The organism is Pontibacter arcticus (assembly GCF_003284895.1).
Taxonomy (GTDB): Bacteria; Bacteroidota; Bacteroidia; order Cytophagales; family Hymenobacteraceae; genus Pontibacter; species Pontibacter arcticus.
The window spans coordinates 756,162-774,483 of sequence record NZ_QMDV01000002.1; the positions used below are offsets into that span (position 1 = coordinate 756,162).

Consider the following 18,322-nt stretch of genomic DNA (forward strand, 5'->3'; position numbering starts at 1 on the left):
GTGCAAATTAGCATTTTTTAGCCGGAATATAGTGCATCTGGCTAAAATAAGCGCACTTTCTGATTCATGTTAACTAGAAAAGTATGCCTTATAAAGACAAAGAAATAGAAAAACAGTATTACAGCATTGGTGAAGTAGCTGCCATGTTTGAGGTAGCACCCTCACTAATCCGCTTTTGGGAAACAGAATTTGAGCAGCTTCGCCCACGTAAAAGCAAGAAAGGCAACCGCCAGTTTACGCCGAAAGATATTGAAATACTACGCACAGTATACCATTTGGTAAAAGAGCGCGGCTATACCATACAAGGTGCCCGCGAAATGCTTAAGAACAAGCCTGTGCAGACAAAAGACAAAATGGAGATGATCCAGTCTTTAGAGAAAGTACGCGCGTTTCTGGTAGGTATAAAGCAGCAACTGAACACCAAAGCCTAAAACCTGCGTAAGCCTTGCTTATGACGGAAGAGCAGAACCTGTACGAAGTAGCCCTGACCAAACTGCCCGGAATCGGCGCGCAACTTACGCGGCTGCTGGTTAGTTACTGTGGCTCTCCAAAAGCTGTTTTTCATGCTCCGCCGGGTAAGCTTCTTAAAATTCCCGGGTTCGGAAGTATAACCGTTAAAAATATTCAGGAAAATGCGAAAGCTGCACTCCGGGAGGCCGAAGTCATTGTAAAAAAAGCGGCAGAACAAAACGTACAGCTACTTTTTTATACTTCGCCCCACTACCCCGACCGGCTAAAACAGATTGCGGATGCACCGGTCCTTTTATACTTCAGAGGCAATGGCAATCTGAACCAACGGCGCATCATCAGTATAGTAGGCACCAGGCAAATTTCCAGTTACGGCCAGGCGGTCACAGAACGCATTATTGAGGAGCTGACACCTTATAATGTACTGATTGTAAGCGGACTGGCCTATGGCGTGGATGTGGTGGCGCACCGTGCGGCACTACAGGCGGGTTTACCAACTATCGGCGTTATGGCCAACGGACCCGACAATATCTACCCGGCTGTGCACCGCAAGTATGCCGAACGGATGCTGACGCAAGGCGGCATTCTGACTGAAAACAGTTTTGGTACCAAGCCTGATGCACCCCGTTTTCCGGCCCGTAACCGCATTATTGCCGGCATGTCTGATTGCACGCTGGTTATAGAAGCGGCGCTTAAAAGTGGCACCCTCATTACCGCCGACATTGCCCATAGTTATGACAAAGAAGTCATGGCTGTGCCCGGCAACATCACCTCACCTGTTTCGAAAGGCACCAATTACCTTATCAAATCCCTGAAAGCGGCGGCTTATACTTCGATTCAAGACCTGGTAGAACTACTGAACTGGGACCTGGAAGATGAACAGCTCGCAAAAAAACAAAAACTAATCGCTTATACTTCTGAAGATTTTACTGAAGAAGAACTGAAAATCCTGCAGCTGCTACAACAATCAAAAGAAGAACTGATGGATAACCTGAGCTGGAAAACTCAGATTCCGGTTAGCCAATTGGCTTCGCTCCTGCTTGGCCTTGAGTTCAGAGGCGTGATCCGGCAGTTGCCCGGCAAAAAGTTTGTGCTGGTGCGTTGAGGTTAAATTTATATTTTCATTTGGAAGCGAATCTATACTTTTACAAAGTATAAACCCTGACCTTAGTTTATGAAACTCCTTTACAATGGCCAGCTCCTGAACGATGATGAAGTACAACTCTCTTTAAGCAACAGGGCTTTCCAGTTTAACGACGGCTTTTTTGAAACGGCAATTATAAAAGATGGGCAGATCAGGTTTTGGCCTGACCACCTGCAACGCCTGCACGATGCCGCTAAAACTCTGCAACTAGCGCTCCCGGAAAGTTTATTTCATATTTTAAACGGCACCGCTATACTTGATCTGGCTCAGCAAAATATAGCGTTTAATCATGGGCGCATCAAACTGAAAGTATGGCGTAGCGGCTCCGGTTTATACACTCCCGAAACCAACCATGCAGACTGGCTTTTAACTGTTACGCCAATAACTTCATCAGCACAAACGCCACTTAAAGTTGGCATTTGCGAAGCGGTTTTTACTAGCTATACTTTCTTCTCTCATTTTAAAGGACCTAATTCGCTGGTCTACGTTTTGGCAGGGCTGGAGAAAAAAAAGCGAGGATATGACGATATGCTGGTGCTAAGTCGGGATGGTTTTGTTTCGGAACTGATCTCCTCGAACATTTTCTGGATCAAAGACAAGGAGCTGTATACACCGGACTTACAGACAGGCTGCATCAATGGCATACTTCGCCGGAATATTTTGCGCTGGTGTGCCGCTAAAAATATAAATGTGCATCAGGTACAGGCAAACTTAGAAAACTTGATTACTGCTGAAGCTGTATTTGCTACTAACGTAACCGGCATCCGGTTTATCAAAGAAATAAACGAGTACCAGTTTGCCGGTATGCATGAGTTAATCGGTGCTATTCAGGAGGAATGGCAGCTTTAAACGTATAGGTTTATACTTTTGTAGGCGTGGTGGTTATAATATCCTGGCTTTGGATAATTTTTCCTCCTTTAGCAATGATCTCTTGTTTGGCGAGCTCAAAGTTTTCCGGGCTTAGCGGGCGGCAGGCATCCTCGATCAGGTAAGTATTAAAACCAGCCTCCAGTGCATCAATGGCCGTAAAGTAAACGCAATAATCTCCGGCAAGACCAGCAATGTATATTTCCTGCACTTCGTGTTCGCGCAAAAAATCTGCTAAACCAGTAGTTTGCAGATGGCCGTTGTCGTAAAAGCCGCTGTAACTGTCAATCTCCGGGTTGGTCCCTTTCCGGATAATGGTGCGAATCAGTTCTGTTTGCAACTCCTCCGATAAGTCCGCTCCGGGCGTATTCTGCACACAATGGTCCGGCCAAAGCACCTGTTGTATCCCGTTCAGATCAATTACATCAAAAGCATTCTTGTTAGTATGGTTGGATGCGAAGCTTTTATGGTTCTGCGGGTGCCAGTCCTGCGTAGCTACTACCAGATCAAAACCTGGTTGCAACTGGTTTACCAGCGGAATAACCTTATCGCCATCAGGCACAGCCAACGACCCACCGGGCAAAAAATCATTCTGTATATCGATCAGTAAAAATGCTCTCATGTGTAGCTTATACTTGATACCAGCCTATTTGTTATATAGCCACCACTGCTTTAATGCCCGGGTGCGGGTTATAATCTACGAGCTCAAAATCCTCAAATTTGAAATCGAAAATGCTTTTTACCTCCGGGTTCAGTTTCATGGTGGGTAATGGGCGTGGTTCGCGGGTTAATTGCAACCTGGCTTGATCCAGGTGGTTGGTGTACAGGTGCGTGTCGCCGCCAGTCCAGATAAATTCGCCGGGCTCCAGGCCGGTAACCTGCGCCATCATCAGCAACAGCAACGCATACGACGCAATATTAAAGGGCACCCCCAGAAAAACATCGGCGGAACGCTGGTACAATTGACAAGAAAGTTTGCCGTCGGCTACATAAAACTGGTAAAAAGCGTGGCAAGGCGGCAGTTTCATGTTTTCGATCTCCGCTACGTTCCAGGCGCTAACAATAATTCTACGGGAGTCCGGATTGTTTTTAAGCTGATTTACAACTTGCGTGATCTGATCGATGTGGCGGCCGTCGGGTGTTGGCCAGCTGCGCCACTGCGAGCCGTAAACCGGGCCAAGGTCGCCGTTCTCGTCCGCCCACTCATCCCAGATCGAAACGCCATTTTCCTTTAAGTACGCAATGTTCGTATCGCCTTTCAGGAACCAGAGCAACTCATGGATGATGGATTTAAGGTGCACTTTTTTGGTGGTAACCAACGGAAAACCATCGGCCAGGTTAAAACGCATCTGGTAACCAAACACACTCAGGGTGCCTGTTCCGGTTCTGTCTTCCTTTTTTGCCCCGTTGTCGAGGATGTGCTGCATTAAATCCAGGTATGCTTTCATGGAGTGAGATCGCTTTTGAATTTCAAATTTAGAAATTGAATTTCAACTTACGACTTATCTTTTAATAAATTAAACGCCATTCATTTTAAAGTATACTTTGGTGCAGTTAAACGTTAATTCTACTCCTAAATCACTTAAACCTGAAAATCAAAGGTTATATTTGTGAGTTAAATGAGATAAAAATTTAGAAGTATAATGATGCATAAGCTAATCCTGCTCGCCTTTTTCTGCCTTTCCGTGTTTGGTGCACAGGCCCAAACAACAACGGCACAGCCTGAAACAGCCCAGAAAACCACGCCGTCGCCGGCCGATGAAAAACTGAACAGGCTGATGAACGAGCGCGAGCAACTTGTTTTGGAATACCAGTTTTATAACCAGCAGAACAGCAACTTCTGGGGGAAAAAATCGAAAAATGACCTGCTGGCCATTATCGAAACGCTGAAGAAAATCATCAATACCGATTCTGATTTAATTGCAGCCGTAAAAGAAGCCAGCATCCGTAAAATTGCCGAAAGTACGGTAGAGAACCAGCGCAATGGCAAGATCATACTTGGCGACGAAAGCAACATCAGTGCTCAGATTGCTGATTACCAGAGCCAGATCAGAACGCTGCAAAGCAATCAGAAAAAGCACGACCGCAGCCTGAAAGACCTTCAGGACCAGTTGGATGCAGCAAACGAATTGCGTTACGGCAAAGATAAAGTAATAGCTATACTGGCTGTGGGCGCATTTATACTTTTGCTTTATGCTGTGTTCCTGCAAGTACGTTTACAAAAGGCTGGCGCTAAGTCAAAAAAGAAAAAAGCCTGACATTTTATACTTTAGATTAAAGTTTAGTCTGGTATTCCGAAGTTATTTAGACATAATTTTTTTTATACTTTGCTTACCTTAGAGTAAGGTTTTAACAGCTAATAAAAAAAATGAAAGGGCTGGTTTTCGTATCCAGCCCTTTTTTGATACACATGAGCGAACTTTTAGATGAATTAAAGCTGGTACAGGAACTGCTTAAAATTGAGCAGGAAGAAGACCGCCAGCAATACAAAATCAAAAGCCTGAAAAGCACCATCGCCGAGCGCAAGGAAATGGGCTTTTGCTGGTACCCGGTATCGGTAATTAAAGAAGAAATAGGTTTTGGCAGCAAAGTAGTAATTGAAGTGGAACGCACCCGCGACCACGACCAGCTCCACCTTTTCCAGACTGGTAAAACAGCTGCCATTTTCAGTAATAATGGCGAGCGTCAGAACCTGAGTGGTGTGATTGTGGGCCTGAGCCGCAACAGAATTCAGCTGGCTACAAACAAAGAAGACATTCCGGACTGGATCTACGAAGGCCGCCTCGGCATCGATCTCACCTTTGATGAGATGAGCTACCGTGAGATGGAAATCGGCCTGAAAAAAGTGATGGAAGCCAACAACTCCCGCTTAGCCGAACTTCGTGATATATTGCTTGGTGCTGCACCTGCTACTTTTACGGAAGATGCCGTGGCTGACATTCCGGCACTGAACGATTCTCAGAACGAGGCTGTGCGTAAAATTGTGCAGGCAAAAGATGTAGCCATCATTCATGGTCCTCCGGGCACTGGCAAAACAACCACGCTGGTACAAGCCATTCTTAAAACACTGGAAAGTCAGAAACGCCTTTTGGTTACGGCTCCATCTAATACGGCTGTGGATTTACTGACGGAGAAACTGGCAAACGAAGGCGTCAATGTGATCCGGATCGGGAATCCGTCGCGGGTATCAGATGTGTTGCTCGAGCACACGCTGGATGCGCAGATCATGTCGCACCGTTCGTACAAAAACCTGAAAGAGTACCGTAAATCGGCCCAGGAGTATAAACGCATGGCTTCGCAGTTCAAGCGCAAATTCGGACACGAAGAACGCATGCAACGGCAAATGTTTAAAGCCGAAAGCCACCGCATGCTGGAAGAAGCCGACCGCGTAGAAGATTATATCACGGAAGATCTGCTGAACCATGTGCAGGTGATAACGTGCACGCTGGTTGGTGCGGCCAACAAAGCCATTCGCCACTTAGAGTATGATACCGTTTTTATTGATGAAGCGGCACAAGCACTGGAACCCGCCTGCTGGATTCCGATTTCCAGAACGAAACGCGTAGTGCTGGCCGGCGACCATTTCCAGCTGCCTCCTACTGTTAAATCTTTTGAGGCGGAAAAAGGCGGACTTGGCAAAACCTTGTTTGAAAAATGCATTGAGCGGCAACCGAAAGTCGCGGTCATGCTGAAAACCCAGTACCGGATGCACCACCATATCATGGAGTTCTCGAACCAGCAGTTTTATGGCGGCGAGCTGATGGCGCACGAAAGTGTACATAGCTCGGATCTGCATACCTTTAACCCGGTTTTTGCAGCTGGCTTGGCTGTGGAGTTTATTGATACCGCCGGTTGTGGTTTTAACGAAGCTGTGCGTCCCGAAAGCCAGAGCTCTGCCAACCCCGAAGAAGCTGATCTGTTGGTTTCGCACCTGGTAAACCTCCTGAAAAGTTACGAGCCAACTGAAATGGAAGAACACCTGAAGATTGGTGTGATTGCGCCGTATCGTGCCCAGATCAATTATTTACAGGATAAAGTGGAACATACGCCTTTGCTAAACGAGCTGCGCCAAAAACGACATCTTACCATCGGCACCGTAGACAGTTTCCAGGGGCAGGAGCGCGACATTATCTGCATCAGTATGGTGCGCAGCAACGACCAGGGCGAAATCGGTTTCCTGGGAGACCAGCGCCGCATGAACGTAGCCATGACGCGTGCCCGCAAAAAACTGATTGTGGTAGGCGATAGTGCTACATTAAGTCAGCATGAGTTTTACGCTTCGTTCCTGAATTACGTGGAAAGTATAAATGCCTACCGCAGCGCCTGGGAATTAACTGAAAGCGACTAAAAACAAGTATAAATTCATAAAATTGAAGCAAGGCTGGTCAAGGTTTTAGAGAACTGATTTACTTTATCTGTATCATTATTCCTTAACTTTCCGTTTCTTAATCAAAAATACACCGCATGAAAATCGAAAAGAACAAAGTAGTTACGCTCACATATGAGCTCAGAATACAAAACGAACAAGGAGAATCAACGTTAGTTGAGGTAGCCAGCGAAGAGCAACCGATGGTATTTATTTACGGGTTAAGCGGCTTGCCTGAGCAGTTCGAAGAACACCTGGATGGAAAAAACACAGGCGATGATTTCGACTTTAAACTGGATGCAGAAGGCGGCTACGGCGATTTTGATCAGGATGCTGTGGTAGAGTTGCCTAAAAGCGTTTTTGAAGTAGAAGGCAGCGTGCCTGAAAATATGCTCGAAGAAGGTAACTTTATTCCGATGAGCGACAGCGAAGGCAACCAGTTACAAGGCCGTGTAGCCGAAGTAAAAGAAAACGCCGTTGTGATGGATTTCAACCACCCGCTTGCCGGCAAAGAGCTTCACTTCAAAGGCAAAGTTGTAAGCGTTCGCGATGCATCACAGGAAGAACTGGACCACGGCCACGTACATGGCGAAGGCGGCCATCACCATTAATATTAACTATTTTATACTTTAAAAGAGCAGCTTTCGGGCTGCTCTTTTTGTTTGTAGCTTATCTTAAAAGATAAAATTTTTAATTGATCTAAAACTCGATTTACCCGCCCCTGCTGAGTGTTTTCACCAGCAAACACGAAGAGATTAAAGTATAAATTAAAGCAGCGTCTTCCGGAAAGCTTCCGAATAAGTAACCAGTTCCGGGAAAAAAAGCGCGAATTCCTGCTCGTACAAGGCATAGTTTTCCTGTAGTTCATACACCGCTGTTTCCATCCCGGAATTAAAGGTGGTGCGTTGGCTCATACCAGTCAGCGCCTGCCCGATGCCGCTCAATTGGGCGTAACTTAACAGCCAGTTGTGCTGTTTCATGTGCGCAAAAAGGTGCTGCACACGCGCCGGCAAAATAGCCTGGTACGAAGTGATAAGCTTGTATACTTCCGAAGTATAAATCTCCAGCGGCACATCGGCATACAGCTCAAAGCGGCTCGCCAGAAAATGATCGTAATACATATCCGCTATAACGGGTGCATACTTTTTATACTTGGTGCGGAGTCGGTTTTTTGTTTCGGCTACTACGGGGTGCGTATCGGTAAAGGCATCGATGGCGCGGTGCAGCGCAATGCCATTGATAATGCCAGGGCTAAATGCCTGCGCCTGTTTTCCGCGTACGCCATCAGCAATAAAATTACCAATAAGCAGTTCATCATCGTTTCCGGATAAAAAAGTATGGGCCAGGTAGTTCAAGCAGTTGGGGTTAGGTTAGCAAGTATAAACCGAAAGCAGAAGATAATGTTTTACCAAAATTCGATGCGCAAAAAAGCGATCAGCCAAGTATAAACCCTACGTACACCTGCACCGTAATCTAAGTCAGAAACCAAAACTAATGCTATGAATAACGATCAGAATACACAAGAGAATCTAGATAAATTAATTGATAAAATCAAAGATATAGACATCGCCATGATGACCACTATGGACGATGACGGCTGCCTGAGAAGCCGCCCGATGCGTACCATGCAAACAAAAGATAACGGCGTTCTGTGGTTCTTTACAGGGTATGAGTCGGCTAAATCGCATGAGTTACGCCATGATGCGCATGTAAACTTAAGCTACTCCAAACCATCAGATAACTTGTATGTATCGGTATCAGGCAAGGCAACGTTAAGCAAAGACAGAGCAAAGATTGATGAACTCTGGAACCCGGCCATGAAAGCGTGGTTTCCGGAAGGCAAAGAAGACCCGAATGTAGGCTTGATAAAAGTGACCATCGAAAAGGCCGAATACTGGGATTCGCCGAACAGCGCGGTGGTGCATTTATACGGCATCGTGAAGGCAGCTTTAACCGGCGAGCGCGCTGACCCGGGCGAAAACAAAAAGATCAATCTCTAAAAGTATAAACCTTCAGCAAGAGAACACCTGCCAAAACTTTTTAAGCTGGCAGGTGTTTTTGTTTTCCGGATACTTTATACTTTCGTTTATCTAAAACTTAACTGCGCAACGTGCAAACCACTACACCCCCAGCCCGCCTGACAACCCTTACCTTATTTGGCATTAAAAGCGGGCACCAGCGCTGGGGTCTGGCACAAATGGGCACTTCCGGCCCGCACCTGAAAAAAGTACCCGGGTTGTTATTCTTTAAATTACTGGGCACCGGCCACGGCAAAGGCTTCAGTATAAAACCTAACTTCAGGCGGTACGGGTTGCTTTGTACCTGGGAAAGTGAAGAAGCAGCCGATCAGTTTCTGGAACTTTCCGGGTTGATGCAGGAATACCACAAGCACTCCGATGAAGTATGGACCGTGAAATTAAACCCGCTGCAATCGCATGGACTCTGGGACCAGCAAGCACCCTTCGCACCTGTTTTAACTGAAAAGTATACTTCCGGACCGATAGCGGTTTTAACGCGGGCAAGTATAAACTGGCGCGCGCTTCCCTCCTTCTGGAAATTTGTACCGCAGGCCAGCCAGGCCCTCGACGAAGCCGAAGGATTAATCTGCTCTATCGGTTTAGGCGAGCTGCCGCTCATCAGGCAAGCCACTTTCAGCGTCTGGGAATCTGAGGAAGTTATGAAAAAGTATGCCTACAAAAACCAGAAACACCAGGAAGTTATGCGCCGCACCCGCTCCGAAAAGTGGTACAAAGAAGAGCTTTTTGCCCGCTTTGTGCCGCTTACCAGCTCTGGTTTATGGAACAATACAAACCCGTTGGCCGAAATAAATACAGGAATTAGCTGATCTAAGATTGCGGATTAGGGAGGTTACGAAGCGCGTTCTGTAGTAACAGGTGCATGGCATCGTACATGCGGTAACCACGGCTCAGTAAATTTACATGGTGGCCGTTCAGTAAGTATAAACTCGGGAAAGCGGTTGCCTGCAAATGGCGCGCAATCACAAAATCCTGCTGCGTTTTCTCTTTAAGTAAATCCGAATTAAATTTCTCCAGAAAAGTCTCTTCTTCTATACCAAATTTAAACGCTATACTTGCCAGCACTTCGGGGTTAGTAACGTCGTTGTTTTTGGCATAAAACGCTTCCTGTATCGCTTCAGCCATGTCCAGTTCGACTTCCGGTTTCAGGTAACGCATGGTAAGCACAGCCCGGCAGGCAGGTTCGGTATCATATACAAAGTTTTCGCGCTCAAAAAAAGTATAATCAAACGGCTGGCTAGCGGCGGCTTGTACCTGTTCCCAATGTTGCCTGGTAGCGGCTTTCATATCAGAACTCATAGGTTCGGTGGTGCCGGGGCGCAACCCGCCGATCACCATTTTAAACTTGATTTTATCGCCTTGTTCTGCTTTTAACTGCTTTATAACCGGGGCAAATCCATAACACCACGAGCACATCGGGTCCATTACATAGATCAGGTGCGGCACATCCAGCAAATCGTAAGTTTCCATACTTTGTTTAAATCGTTTGAGGGGCAAAGTTACTATTGATTGTTGAATTGCTAAATTGTTTGATGGCAGATTGTAATTTGAGCGCACAAATAGCCATTTAGCTAATCATCAATTTAACAATCCAATAATTAACAATTATCTTAGCGGTTTAAGTTAGAACAAGCGAACAGCGTAAAAACTATGTCAGAGTATAATTTCAACCAGATCGAGAAAAAATGGCAACACTACTGGGAGCAAAACCAGACGTTTAAAGCCACTGCCCCCAGCGATAAACCAAAATATTACGCCCTGGATATGTTCCCGTATCCGTCTGGTGCCGGTTTGCACGTAGGTCACCCGCTCGGTTATATTGCCTCTGATATTGTGAGCCGTTACAAGCGCCTGAAAGGTTTTAATGTGTTACACCCTATGGGATTTGATGCCTTTGGTCTTCCTGCTGAACAATATGCCATCCAGACCGGCCAGCACCCTGCCATCACCACCGAAGAAAACATTACCCGTTACGTAGAGCAGCTCAAAAACATCGGCTTCTCTTTTGACTGGGAACGCGAAGTGCGCACCTCAGACCCGGGCTATTACAAATGGACGCAGTGGATCTTCATGAAGCTGTTCAATAGCTATTACAATTATACTTCGGGCAAAGCCGAACCAATCGAGAACCTGGTGCAGGAATTTGAAACAAACGGTAACTCGGGTGTTTTTGCTGCCATGGATGAGGATACGCCAACTTTTACTTCGGATGAGTGGAAGGAAATGAGCGAGCAGGAAAAATCAGTGCTTTTGCTAAAGTATAGATTAACGTATGTAGCTGATGCAGTTGTGAACTGGTGCCCTGCCCTGGGAACTGTACTGGCGAACGATGAAGTGGTAGGCGGTGTTTCGGAACGTGGCGGATACCCGGTAGAGCGTAAAAAAATGCGCCAGTGGATGATGCGCATCACCGCTTATGCTGAGCGTTTACTGCAAGGCCTCGAAGAAATCGACTGGCCGGAACCGATCAAAGACATGCAACGCAACTGGATCGGAAAATCGGTTGGTGCCGAGCTGGACTTTGCTGTAGAAGCTTCAGAAGAAAAAATAAAAGTATTCACAACCCGCATCGATACGATCTATGGTGCTTCGTTTGTAGTGCTGGCCCCAGAGCATGAACTGGTAGAACAAATTACAACATCGGACCAACTGGACGAAGTAAATGCCTATGTGCAGGTAGCTAAAAACCGTTCGGAGCGCGACCGCATGACGGATGTAAAAACTGTTACCGGCGTGTTTACCGGCGCTTATGCCATCAACCCGATCTCACAGGAAAAAGTACAGATCTGGATTGCGGATTATGTGCTGGCAGGTTACGGTACCGGCGCTGTAATGGCCGTTCCGGGCCACGATACCCGCGATTATGCTTTTGCCAAGCACTTTAATCTGCCTATAAAAGAAGTAGTAGCCGGAGGAAACCTCGAAGTAGAAGCCTATGCAGCCAAAGAAGGCCGTATCATCAACTCTGAATTCCTGAATGGGTTAAGTGTGAAAGATGCGATCAAAGCAGGTATTGCCAAAGCTGAAGAATTGGGCGTAGGTAAAGGCCGTGTGCAGTATCGTATGCGCGATGCCGTGTTCAGCAGACAGCGTTATTGGGGCGAGCCGGTTCCGGTATACTTCGAGAACGATATTCCACAACTGATACAGGAAAGTAAATTACCGCTGGAGTTACCAAAAATTGATGCGTACTTGCCAACCGAAACCGGAGAGCCGCCACTGGGCCGCGCCGTGGATTGGAAGTATAACGGCCAGCACGAATATGAACTAAGCACCATGCCGGGTTGGGCTGGCAGCAGCTGGTACTGGTACCGCTACATGGACCCTCAGAACGATGCCGCTTTCGCCGACGATGATATTATCAAATACTGGCGCAATGTAGATTTATATATTGGTGGTTCTGAGCATGCTACGGGTCACCTGCTCTACTCCCGCTTCTGGAACAAGTTTATGTTTGATCTGGGCCTGGTGCCGGAACATGAGCCGTTCAAAAAGCTGATCAATCAAGGTATGATCCAAGGACGATCTAACTTTGTGTACCGCCTGAAAGACTCCAATACGTATGTATCTTTTGGTTTGAGAGATCAGTATGATACCACGCAGCTGCATGTGGATGTAAATATTGTAGAGAACGATATCCTTGATCTGGAAGCCTTTAAAAACTGGCGACCGGAAAACGCGGATGCCGAATTTATTCTGGAAGACGGCAAGTATGTTTGCGGCGTTGAGATCGAGAAAATGTCGAAATCGAAGTATAACGTCGTAAACCCGGACGACATTGTAGCTAAACAAGGCGCCGACACGTTGCGCATGTACGAAATGTTTTTGGGCCCGTTAGAGCAGTTCAAACCCTGGAACACCAATGGCATCGACGGCGTAAGCAAGTTTCTGAAAAAATACTGGAAGCTGTTCCATGATAACGAGGGCAACTTCGCAGTTTCTGATGCTAAACCAACAGATGAAGAGCTTAAGGTGCTGCACAAAACCATCCGTAAAGTGGAAGAAGATATTGAGCGTTTCTCGTTCAACACATCGGTTTCAACTTTCATGATCTGTGTAAACGAGCTGACGCAGTTTAAAACGAACAAGGGCGCTATTCTGGAGCCGTTAACGATTATTTTAGCACCTTACGCACCGCACATCACCGAAGAGATCTGGGAGAAACTGGGTTATACGGAAAGTATAAGCAATGCTGTTTTCCCGCAATGGAACGAAGCTTATTTAGTTGAAAGCACGTTTGAGTACCCGGTTTCCATCAACGGGAAAGTACGTACCAAGCTTTCTTTCGCGTTGGATGCACCGCGCGAGGACATGGAAAAAGCCGTATTGGCAGATGAACAGGTCATCAGATTCCTGGAAGGCAAAGCGCCGAAGAAATTCATTATTGTGCCAGGCAAGATCATTAACGTTGTTGCGTAGAAACTATTATATTTCACTAAAAAAGCCGCTCCCAAGTTTTGGGTGCGGCTTTTTTATATGAAGCTGTTTAGAATTCTTTAACAAATTAAAATCCGCGGCCCTTGCTGTGTGTTTTCACCAGCAAGTTCCTGTTGGTGGAAGTATAGTTGTCGGTGAAAACACCAACAACGGCGCGTTAAGGCGCTGTAATTAAAAACGCTGAACAGCTTCTACTTCTAAAGTATAGATTTGTTCTTGGCCAAGTATAAATCAGCGCAAATTCAAAAGTATAATTATAAAAAAAAGTGATGCGCATAACGGGTATGGCATCACTTCTCACTAGATTAGTTTCGGTAGGTATTAGGCGTGTACTTGTTCTTCAGTAACTGTATTATCATAGGTTGATTTTAAACTGTTTCTGACTTTGTAAAGCAGCGAGGTTAACTGCACAGCTTCTTCTTCTGTAATTCCATTCATCAGGTCATCCAACTTATACAAATCGCTGTCGATGTCGCTGATGAGTTGGTGCCCTGTTTCAGAGATCAGGATATTAACAAGGCGCTTGTCAGTTGGGTTCTGCGTAACTACCACAAGCCCTTTGGCGCTCAGCCTGCTAACCAGCCGTGATGCGTCCGACATTTTATCCAGCATTTTCTCGCGCAGGAAAGATGTGGAAACCGGTTTCGGGTATTGGTCGCGCAAAATCCGAAGGGCATTATACTGCTGGTTGGTCATTCCATGCATTTTGTAAAACTGTTCATAACAATTTGCTAAAAAGCCATAGGTATACAAAATACTGATACTTGCTTTTTGCCTTTCGTTACGAAAAGAACTGAGTCCAATTTCGTTCTCTAAGATCATAATGTTGTTTTAGGTGAGGTTGCGAGTCTAATTATAACCATTATAAAACACATTTCATAGATAGAAATCTAACTTTTGTCGATAAAAAAAGCTTTTTTGCAAATTTCAGGTCATTTTTTTCAAATATTAGTGTTCAAACCTTTATCTGTCTAAACAAATGTTTAGCAAGCAGCCCGAAAAGAATAGTTGAAATTATCTGTGCCAAACCTAAAAATAAATTATCCATTTAAACAAAAAGCCACTCCGGTCAGAGTGGCTTTTTGTTTAATGTGGCTTTACTAATTAAGTAATAATTTTTCTTTTTTTGTCAGCTTGGAAAACACCAGGTTATAAGAATCATCAATCCATTGGCGCAGCAGCCGGTCTGGCAAACCGGCCTCAGGCAAAACCGTGTTCCAATGAATTTTACTCATGTGGTATCCGGGTGTTACCTGATCGTATTGTTCACGCAGCTCAATGGCTTTTTCCGGATCGCATTTCAGGGAGATGCCTTTTTCGAAATCGGCTAAACTGCAAAGCGTAAACATCTTGCCGCATACCTTAAATACAAGCGTATCTTCATCAAAAGGCAGGCATTCAGTTGCTCCGGGCTTTGCCAGGCAATATTCCCTGAAATCTTCGATGTTCATCCCCGCTAAATATGATTCACCACAAAGTATAAAATCCCCGCCAGAAACATCAGTATCGAGATTCTATTGATCACATGCATGGTACGCAAATTAAAGTTCGTTTTTCTGTTAGGGTCTTTTTTTCTGAAAAAGTAGGTAGCTACTTCCGTGAAATCAAACAATCCTTTCTCTTTCATAGGTATTTATATGTGAGATGAAGCAATAATTAAAGGTATTAAAAAATTTGCAAGATGCTTCTAGTTAACAAATTAAAGATAGAATAGATTTGCCTGTGCGGTATTAATTTACATAACGCCCGATAAAAGGCAGTTTGGTAAGCAGATAGATAAGCAAGGCAGAAATAACCGTACAGGCCAACGCAGTGACCGGTATACCGATAACCGGATGCACAAACATATAGTTAATGTTAAACGGCTGCAAAATTTTATCCAGTACCAGTATATGAACCAGGTAAATGCCATAACTATACTTAGCCAGAAACCCACCTGTTTTACTGAATAAGGAAGTTGAACTGAAAGGAAAGTTTCTGTAGAAGATAAAAATCCCGGCGGCCATCAAGGCAACATTCACTGTGAGGTAATCATAAAGATGGCCTGTAAAATATCCCATCCAGCGGGTCAGGTAGTGCGTGCCCAAAAACGTAAGCAGAAAACCGGTCACAAAAAGGCCAGTTGCCAGTACCAATGGAGAGCCCTTCAGTTTAAAAGTAGACAGATAATATCCCAGAATTAAGTACCCCAGAAACCCTGAAAAATACGTCAGGTCTAAGGGCATTTTGAATTTTGTATCAACCAGCGGCACAAAAAGAAGAGCTACCAACCAAATAAACAGAAAGTATAGAATTTCGTTTTGCATGCTATGCCTCACCCATTTTAGAATGATGGGAATAAAAAAGTATAACCCGATGAGCATGTACACATACCAGAAATGAAAGGAACTCCCCTGCCACAGGTTTTTCGCGATCAGCCTTAGATTGATCTCACTTAGCTCGTTATACAGGAAAATGTAGAGAAAGCTCCAAAGCAAAAACGGAATGAGGATGCGGGTTAATCTTTTATGAACAAAAGCCTGAATAGAAGGTATATCCCTGGTTAAAAGAAAAGCGCCGGAGAGCATGACAAAAATGGGTACACAGGCACGTACCAGCGAATCGTAAAAATTACCCGTGATCCAGATCATACCCGGAACCTGGCCATATTTACTCAGAATACCCGCCCCGACATGAAGTAAAATCACGGAAACTGTCGCAAGTGCCCGGAGGTTATCCGCCCATACGACGTTAGCATCCTTCCTGATCTTGCCCTCTCCCGAAATTATACTTTCTGATACTGACATCCACTAGCCCTTTATACTTGCTTATCTAAGGTTACAAGTATAAATGCAATCTGCAACTGTTAAAAGCTTTAATGCCATTAAACCAAAGATTTATTCTTCCAGTTGAATCGGCTCTATCCACTTATCATCTTCACGGATCAGGTCAATGAGTTCGTCTACGGCACGGTCGGCGGGTACGGCCTTTTTGATAACGGTCTGGCCGCGATATAAGGCAATTTTGTTTACGCCAACACCTACGTAGCCATAATCTGCATCAGCCATTTCGCCGGGGCCGTTTACGATGCAGCCCATAATCCCGATTTTAACGCCTTTGAGGTGGTCAGTGCGTTTCCGGATCATGGCAGTTGTTTCCTGCAAATCGAATAAAGTACGGCCGCAGCTTGGGCAACTGATATATTCGGTTTTGCTCATGCGCGTGCGGGCAGCCTGCAAAATACCAAAACTCAGTTTATTCAGTTGATCAATCGTTGCCAGCCACGCTCCTTTTTCGAGTTCAGGTAGAAGTTCGGTGCCCAGCATAATGCCATCTCCCAGGCCATCAATTAACAACCCGCCTACATCAGTAGATGCATATAATTGTATCTCATCTGAAGTGAGCGCGCCGTATGCACGTTTAATGATGCATGGGTTCTGAACGCCGTTTTCAATCAACTTAAAGAAAGCCCTTCTAAGCTCTGGCATAGCATGTTCATTGTCCGTCTGAAGCAATAAAACAACCGTTTGGTCTGCTTTAACACGCGCTACAAAATCAGGTGTGATATCCTGAAGGTTGGTTTCTACTAAATTAAGCGTAGCATGAAGTTGAGTTGCCTGTAGATATTGTGCAGCTGTCAGTAACGGGTGTCGGTTTTCCTGCTGCTCGTTTAGTTGCCAGGGTACGTAATTCACGATTTCCTTCAGGCCGTTCGGCAGCATAAACGAGATGGGGTTAGCGCCTGTGTAAATGTAATCGGCTCCCAGGTCGTTCATGTTAAATTTATCGAGCAGCATGGAATACAGATGGCCCACGCACTTCAGGTCAGCATACTTTACATCGGTTAAGCGGCTAAGGTCAGCCACCACGCGAGGTACATTCAACGCACCAAAATTGGCGATCTCCATTGTATCACGGCGATGGTATTTAAACGGATCGATCGGTAAAGTATAAACCGGCTCAATTTCAAAAGCTTTCTCTGCGCGATTTGTATAACGATCGATCAACGCTTTGGCCACGGGCGCTTCGGCCTCTGGGGCTTCGGTTAAGGAAACACGTACCGTATCACCCAGACCATCTTCCAGCAAGGTACCAATTCCAACCGCCGATTTGATGCGGCCATCTTCTGCTTCGCCGGCTTCGGTTACACCCAGGTGCAGCGGGTATGGCTTTAGTCCTTCTTCTTCCAATTTCTGAACCAGCAAACGGTAGGCCTGCACCATTACCTGCGTGTTAGAAGCTTTCATCGAAATAACGATGTTATAGTAATTTTCGGCTTCGCAGATACGTAAAAACTCGAGCGCACTTTCTACCATGCCCAACGGTGTATCGCCGTAGCGGCTCAGAATTCTATCCGATAACGAACCGTGGTTGGTACCGATGCGCATGGCAGTGCCGTACTCTTTACAGATCCTTACAAGCGGAACGAAGCGTTTTTTAATACGGTCCAGCTCGGCTTGGTAGGTAACATCGTTGTACTCTATAACTTCAAATTTTTTCTTATCGGCGTAATTGCCCGGATTCACGCGCACTTTTTCTACAATGCGGGCAGCTACTTCGGCTGCGTTCGGTGTAAAGTGAATATCAGCTACCAACGGCACATTATAACCGCGCTTTAGGAGTTCGTCTTTAATGTTACGCAGGTTTTCGGCTTCTTTTATACTTGGTGCCGTAATCCGGATATACTCGCAACCGGCCTCAATCATGCGGATACATTGCTCCACTGAGCCTATCGTATCCATGGTATCCACTGTCGTCATGGACTGCACCCGGATCGGGTTATTTCCGCCCATTGGTACATCACCAATAGTTACAACTACAGTTTCGCGGCGTTTATAGGCGGTTAGGCTCGGGCAATAAGATTTGTTCATATGTATAAGTGGCTTCTGCTCGCTCCTCTAACTAAAGTATAAGTGGCTTTGTTCAAAGGAAAACTTCGTAAAAATAACAGTTTTAACTGATACTAGCTCATCAAGTTTGATGCTGCAACGTATTGCTTATTTCTGAAAAGTATAAAACAAAAAA

At 45.5% G+C, this 18,322-nt stretch carries 18 protein-coding genes; 9 read left to right on the plus strand and 9 right to left on the minus strand.

The annotated features are described in order from the left end of the window. Positions 1–83 precede the first annotated feature (83 nt). The 3 genes from DP923_RS08460 to DP923_RS08470 all read left to right on the plus strand — a co-directional run bounded on the left by DP923_RS08460 (position 84) and on the right by DP923_RS08470 (position 2,461). Entirely contained in the window at positions 84–431 is a 348-nt protein-coding gene (locus DP923_RS08460) for a MerR family transcriptional regulator (protein WP_112305388.1), read from the plus strand. Positions 432–451: 20 nt separating this feature from the next. Next, positions 452–1,573, plus strand: a complete 1,122-nt coding sequence (dprA, locus tag DP923_RS08465) for a DNA-processing protein DprA (RefSeq protein ID WP_112305389.1) — start codon at positions 452–454, stop codon at positions 1,571–1,573. A 69-nt stretch (positions 1,574–1,642) separates the two neighbouring features. Further along, a complete protein-coding gene (locus DP923_RS08470; RefSeq protein ID WP_112305390.1) occupies positions 1,643–2,461 on the plus strand; it encodes an aminotransferase class IV in 819 nt (272 codons plus the stop codon). Positions 2,462–2,471: 10 nt separating this feature from the next. Here DP923_RS08470 and pncA read toward each other — a convergent pair whose 3' ends face one another. Further along, a complete protein-coding gene (pncA, locus tag DP923_RS08475; protein WP_112305391.1) occupies positions 2,472–3,101 on the minus strand; it encodes a bifunctional nicotinamidase/pyrazinamidase in 630 nt (209 codons plus the stop codon). A 31-nt stretch (positions 3,102–3,132) separates the two neighbouring features. Beyond that, positions 3,133–3,927 carry a thymidylate synthase gene (locus DP923_RS08480; protein WP_112305392.1) on the minus strand — a complete coding sequence of 265 codons (795 nt, stop codon included), beginning with the start codon at positions 3,925–3,927 and terminating at the stop codon, positions 3,133–3,135. A 195-nt stretch (positions 3,928–4,122) separates the two neighbouring features. Here DP923_RS08480 and DP923_RS08485 point away from each other — a divergent pair, with 195 nt between their 5' ends. The 3 genes from DP923_RS08485 (at position 4,123) to DP923_RS08495 (ending at position 7,456) form a co-directional block, all read left to right on the plus strand. After that, positions 4,123–4,737: a hypothetical protein gene (locus DP923_RS08485; RefSeq protein WP_239020975.1), complete on the plus strand. Its 615-nt coding sequence runs from the start codon at positions 4,123–4,125 to the stop codon at positions 4,735–4,737. Between the two features lie 152 nt (positions 4,738–4,889). Next, positions 4,890–6,827, plus strand: a complete 1,938-nt coding sequence (locus tag DP923_RS08490) for an AAA domain-containing protein (protein WP_112305638.1) — start codon at positions 4,890–4,892, stop codon at positions 6,825–6,827. Between the two features lie 116 nt (positions 6,828–6,943). Next, positions 6,944–7,456 carry an FKBP-type peptidyl-prolyl cis-trans isomerase gene (locus DP923_RS08495; RefSeq protein WP_112305394.1) on the plus strand — a complete coding sequence of 171 codons (513 nt, stop codon included), beginning with the start codon at positions 6,944–6,946 and terminating at the stop codon, positions 7,454–7,456. 156 nt (positions 7,457–7,612) lie between these two features. Here DP923_RS08495 and DP923_RS08500 read toward each other — a convergent pair whose 3' ends face one another. Continuing rightward, entirely contained in the window at positions 7,613–8,200 is a 588-nt protein-coding gene (locus DP923_RS08500) for an acyl carrier protein phosphodiesterase (RefSeq protein WP_112305395.1), read from the minus strand. A gap of 144 nt (positions 8,201–8,344) precedes the next feature. On the opposite strand from DP923_RS08500, the gene DP923_RS08505 reads away from it, so the two are divergent. Then, on the plus strand, positions 8,345–8,845 hold the full coding sequence (locus DP923_RS08505) for a pyridoxamine 5'-phosphate oxidase family protein (RefSeq protein WP_112305396.1): 501 nt from the start codon (positions 8,345–8,347) through the stop codon (positions 8,843–8,845). Positions 8,846–8,955: 110 nt separating this feature from the next. Next, positions 8,956–9,690 (plus strand): spheroidene monooxygenase, encoded by a 735-nt coding sequence (locus DP923_RS08510; RefSeq protein ID WP_165838166.1) that lies wholly within the window; start codon positions 8,956–8,958, stop codon positions 9,688–9,690. A 1-nt stretch (position 9,691) separates the two neighbouring features. Here the strand turns inward: DP923_RS08510 and DP923_RS08515 are convergent, their stop codons facing one another. Continuing rightward, positions 9,692–10,351, minus strand: coding sequence for a DsbA family protein (locus DP923_RS08515; protein WP_112305397.1), 660 nt, complete (start codon positions 10,349–10,351; stop codon positions 9,692–9,694). A 180-nt stretch (positions 10,352–10,531) separates the two neighbouring features. On the opposite strand from DP923_RS08515, the gene leuS reads away from it, so the two are divergent. Beyond that, on the plus strand, positions 10,532–13,300 hold the full coding sequence (gene leuS, locus DP923_RS08520) for a leucine--tRNA ligase (protein WP_112305398.1): 2,769 nt from the start codon (positions 10,532–10,534) through the stop codon (positions 13,298–13,300). A gap of 339 nt (positions 13,301–13,639) precedes the next feature. Here the strand turns inward: leuS and DP923_RS08525 are convergent, their stop codons facing one another. The 5 genes from DP923_RS08525 to ispG all read right to left on the minus strand — a co-directional run bounded on the left by DP923_RS08525 (position 13,640) and on the right by ispG (position 18,168). Further along, positions 13,640–14,140: a MarR family winged helix-turn-helix transcriptional regulator gene (locus tag DP923_RS08525; protein ID WP_112305399.1), complete on the minus strand. Its 501-nt coding sequence runs from the start codon at positions 14,138–14,140 to the stop codon at positions 13,640–13,642. A 278-nt stretch (positions 14,141–14,418) separates the two neighbouring features. Next, complete coding sequence (locus DP923_RS08530; RefSeq protein ID WP_112305400.1) at positions 14,419–14,769, minus strand: MmcQ/YjbR family DNA-binding protein; 351 nt, start codon at positions 14,767–14,769, stop codon at positions 14,419–14,421. A gap of 5 nt (positions 14,770–14,774) precedes the next feature. Continuing rightward, positions 14,775–14,945 (minus strand): DUF6728 family protein, encoded by a 171-nt coding sequence (locus DP923_RS16680; RefSeq protein WP_165838167.1) that lies wholly within the window; start codon positions 14,943–14,945, stop codon positions 14,775–14,777. A gap of 103 nt (positions 14,946–15,048) precedes the next feature. Then, positions 15,049–16,104: an acyltransferase gene (locus tag DP923_RS08535; protein WP_112305401.1), complete on the minus strand. Its 1,056-nt coding sequence runs from the start codon at positions 16,102–16,104 to the stop codon at positions 15,049–15,051. Between the two features lie 90 nt (positions 16,105–16,194). Beyond that, entirely contained in the window at positions 16,195–18,168 is a 1,974-nt protein-coding gene (gene ispG, locus DP923_RS08540; protein ID WP_112305402.1) for a (E)-4-hydroxy-3-methylbut-2-enyl-diphosphate synthase, read from the minus strand. Between the last annotated feature and the right edge of the window lie 154 nt (positions 18,169–18,322).

What these genes read in the sequence shown, in the direction of transcription:
- DP923_RS08460 (WP_112305388.1), top strand. Translation starts at nt 84, where the DNA reads ATGCCTTATAAAGACAAAGAAATAGAAAAACAGTATTACAGCATTGGT.
- dprA (WP_112305389.1), top strand. Translation starts at nt 452, where the DNA reads ATGACGGAAGAGCAGAACCTGTACGAAGTAGCCCTGACCAAACTGCCC.
- DP923_RS08470 (WP_112305390.1), top strand. Translation starts at nt 1,643, where the DNA reads ATGAAACTCCTTTACAATGGCCAGCTCCTGAACGATGATGAAGTACAA.
- pncA (WP_112305391.1), bottom strand. Translation starts at nt 3,101, where the DNA reads ATGAGAGCATTTTTACTGATCGATATACAGAATGATTTTTTGCCCGGT.
- DP923_RS08480 (WP_112305392.1), bottom strand. Translation starts at nt 3,927, where the DNA reads ATGAAAGCATACCTGGATTTAATGCAGCACATCCTCGACAACGGGGCA.
- DP923_RS08485 (WP_239020975.1), top strand. Translation starts at nt 4,123, where the DNA reads ATGATGCATAAGCTAATCCTGCTCGCCTTTTTCTGCCTTTCCGTGTTT.
- DP923_RS08490 (WP_112305638.1), top strand. Translation starts at nt 4,890, where the DNA reads ATGAGCGAACTTTTAGATGAATTAAAGCTGGTACAGGAACTGCTTAAA.
- DP923_RS08495 (WP_112305394.1), top strand. Translation starts at nt 6,944, where the DNA reads ATGAAAATCGAAAAGAACAAAGTAGTTACGCTCACATATGAGCTCAGA.
- DP923_RS08505 (WP_112305396.1), top strand. Translation starts at nt 8,345, where the DNA reads ATGAATAACGATCAGAATACACAAGAGAATCTAGATAAATTAATTGAT.
- DP923_RS08515 (WP_112305397.1), bottom strand. Translation starts at nt 10,351, where the DNA reads ATGGAAACTTACGATTTGCTGGATGTGCCGCACCTGATCTATGTAATG.
- leuS (WP_112305398.1), top strand. Translation starts at nt 10,532, where the DNA reads ATGTCAGAGTATAATTTCAACCAGATCGAGAAAAAATGGCAACACTAC.
- DP923_RS08525 (WP_112305399.1), bottom strand. Translation starts at nt 14,140, where the DNA reads ATGATCTTAGAGAACGAAATTGGACTCAGTTCTTTTCGTAACGAAAGG.
- DP923_RS08530 (WP_112305400.1), bottom strand. Translation starts at nt 14,769, where the DNA reads ATGAACATCGAAGATTTCAGGGAATATTGCCTGGCAAAGCCCGGAGCA.
- DP923_RS16680 (WP_165838167.1), bottom strand. Translation starts at nt 14,945, where the DNA reads ATGAAAGAGAAAGGATTGTTTGATTTCACGGAAGTAGCTACCTACTTT.
- DP923_RS08535 (WP_112305401.1), bottom strand. Translation starts at nt 16,104, where the DNA reads ATGTCAGTATCAGAAAGTATAATTTCGGGAGAGGGCAAGATCAGGAAG.
- ispG (WP_112305402.1), bottom strand. Translation starts at nt 18,168, where the DNA reads ATGAACAAATCTTATTGCCCGAGCCTAACCGCCTATAAACGCCGCGAA.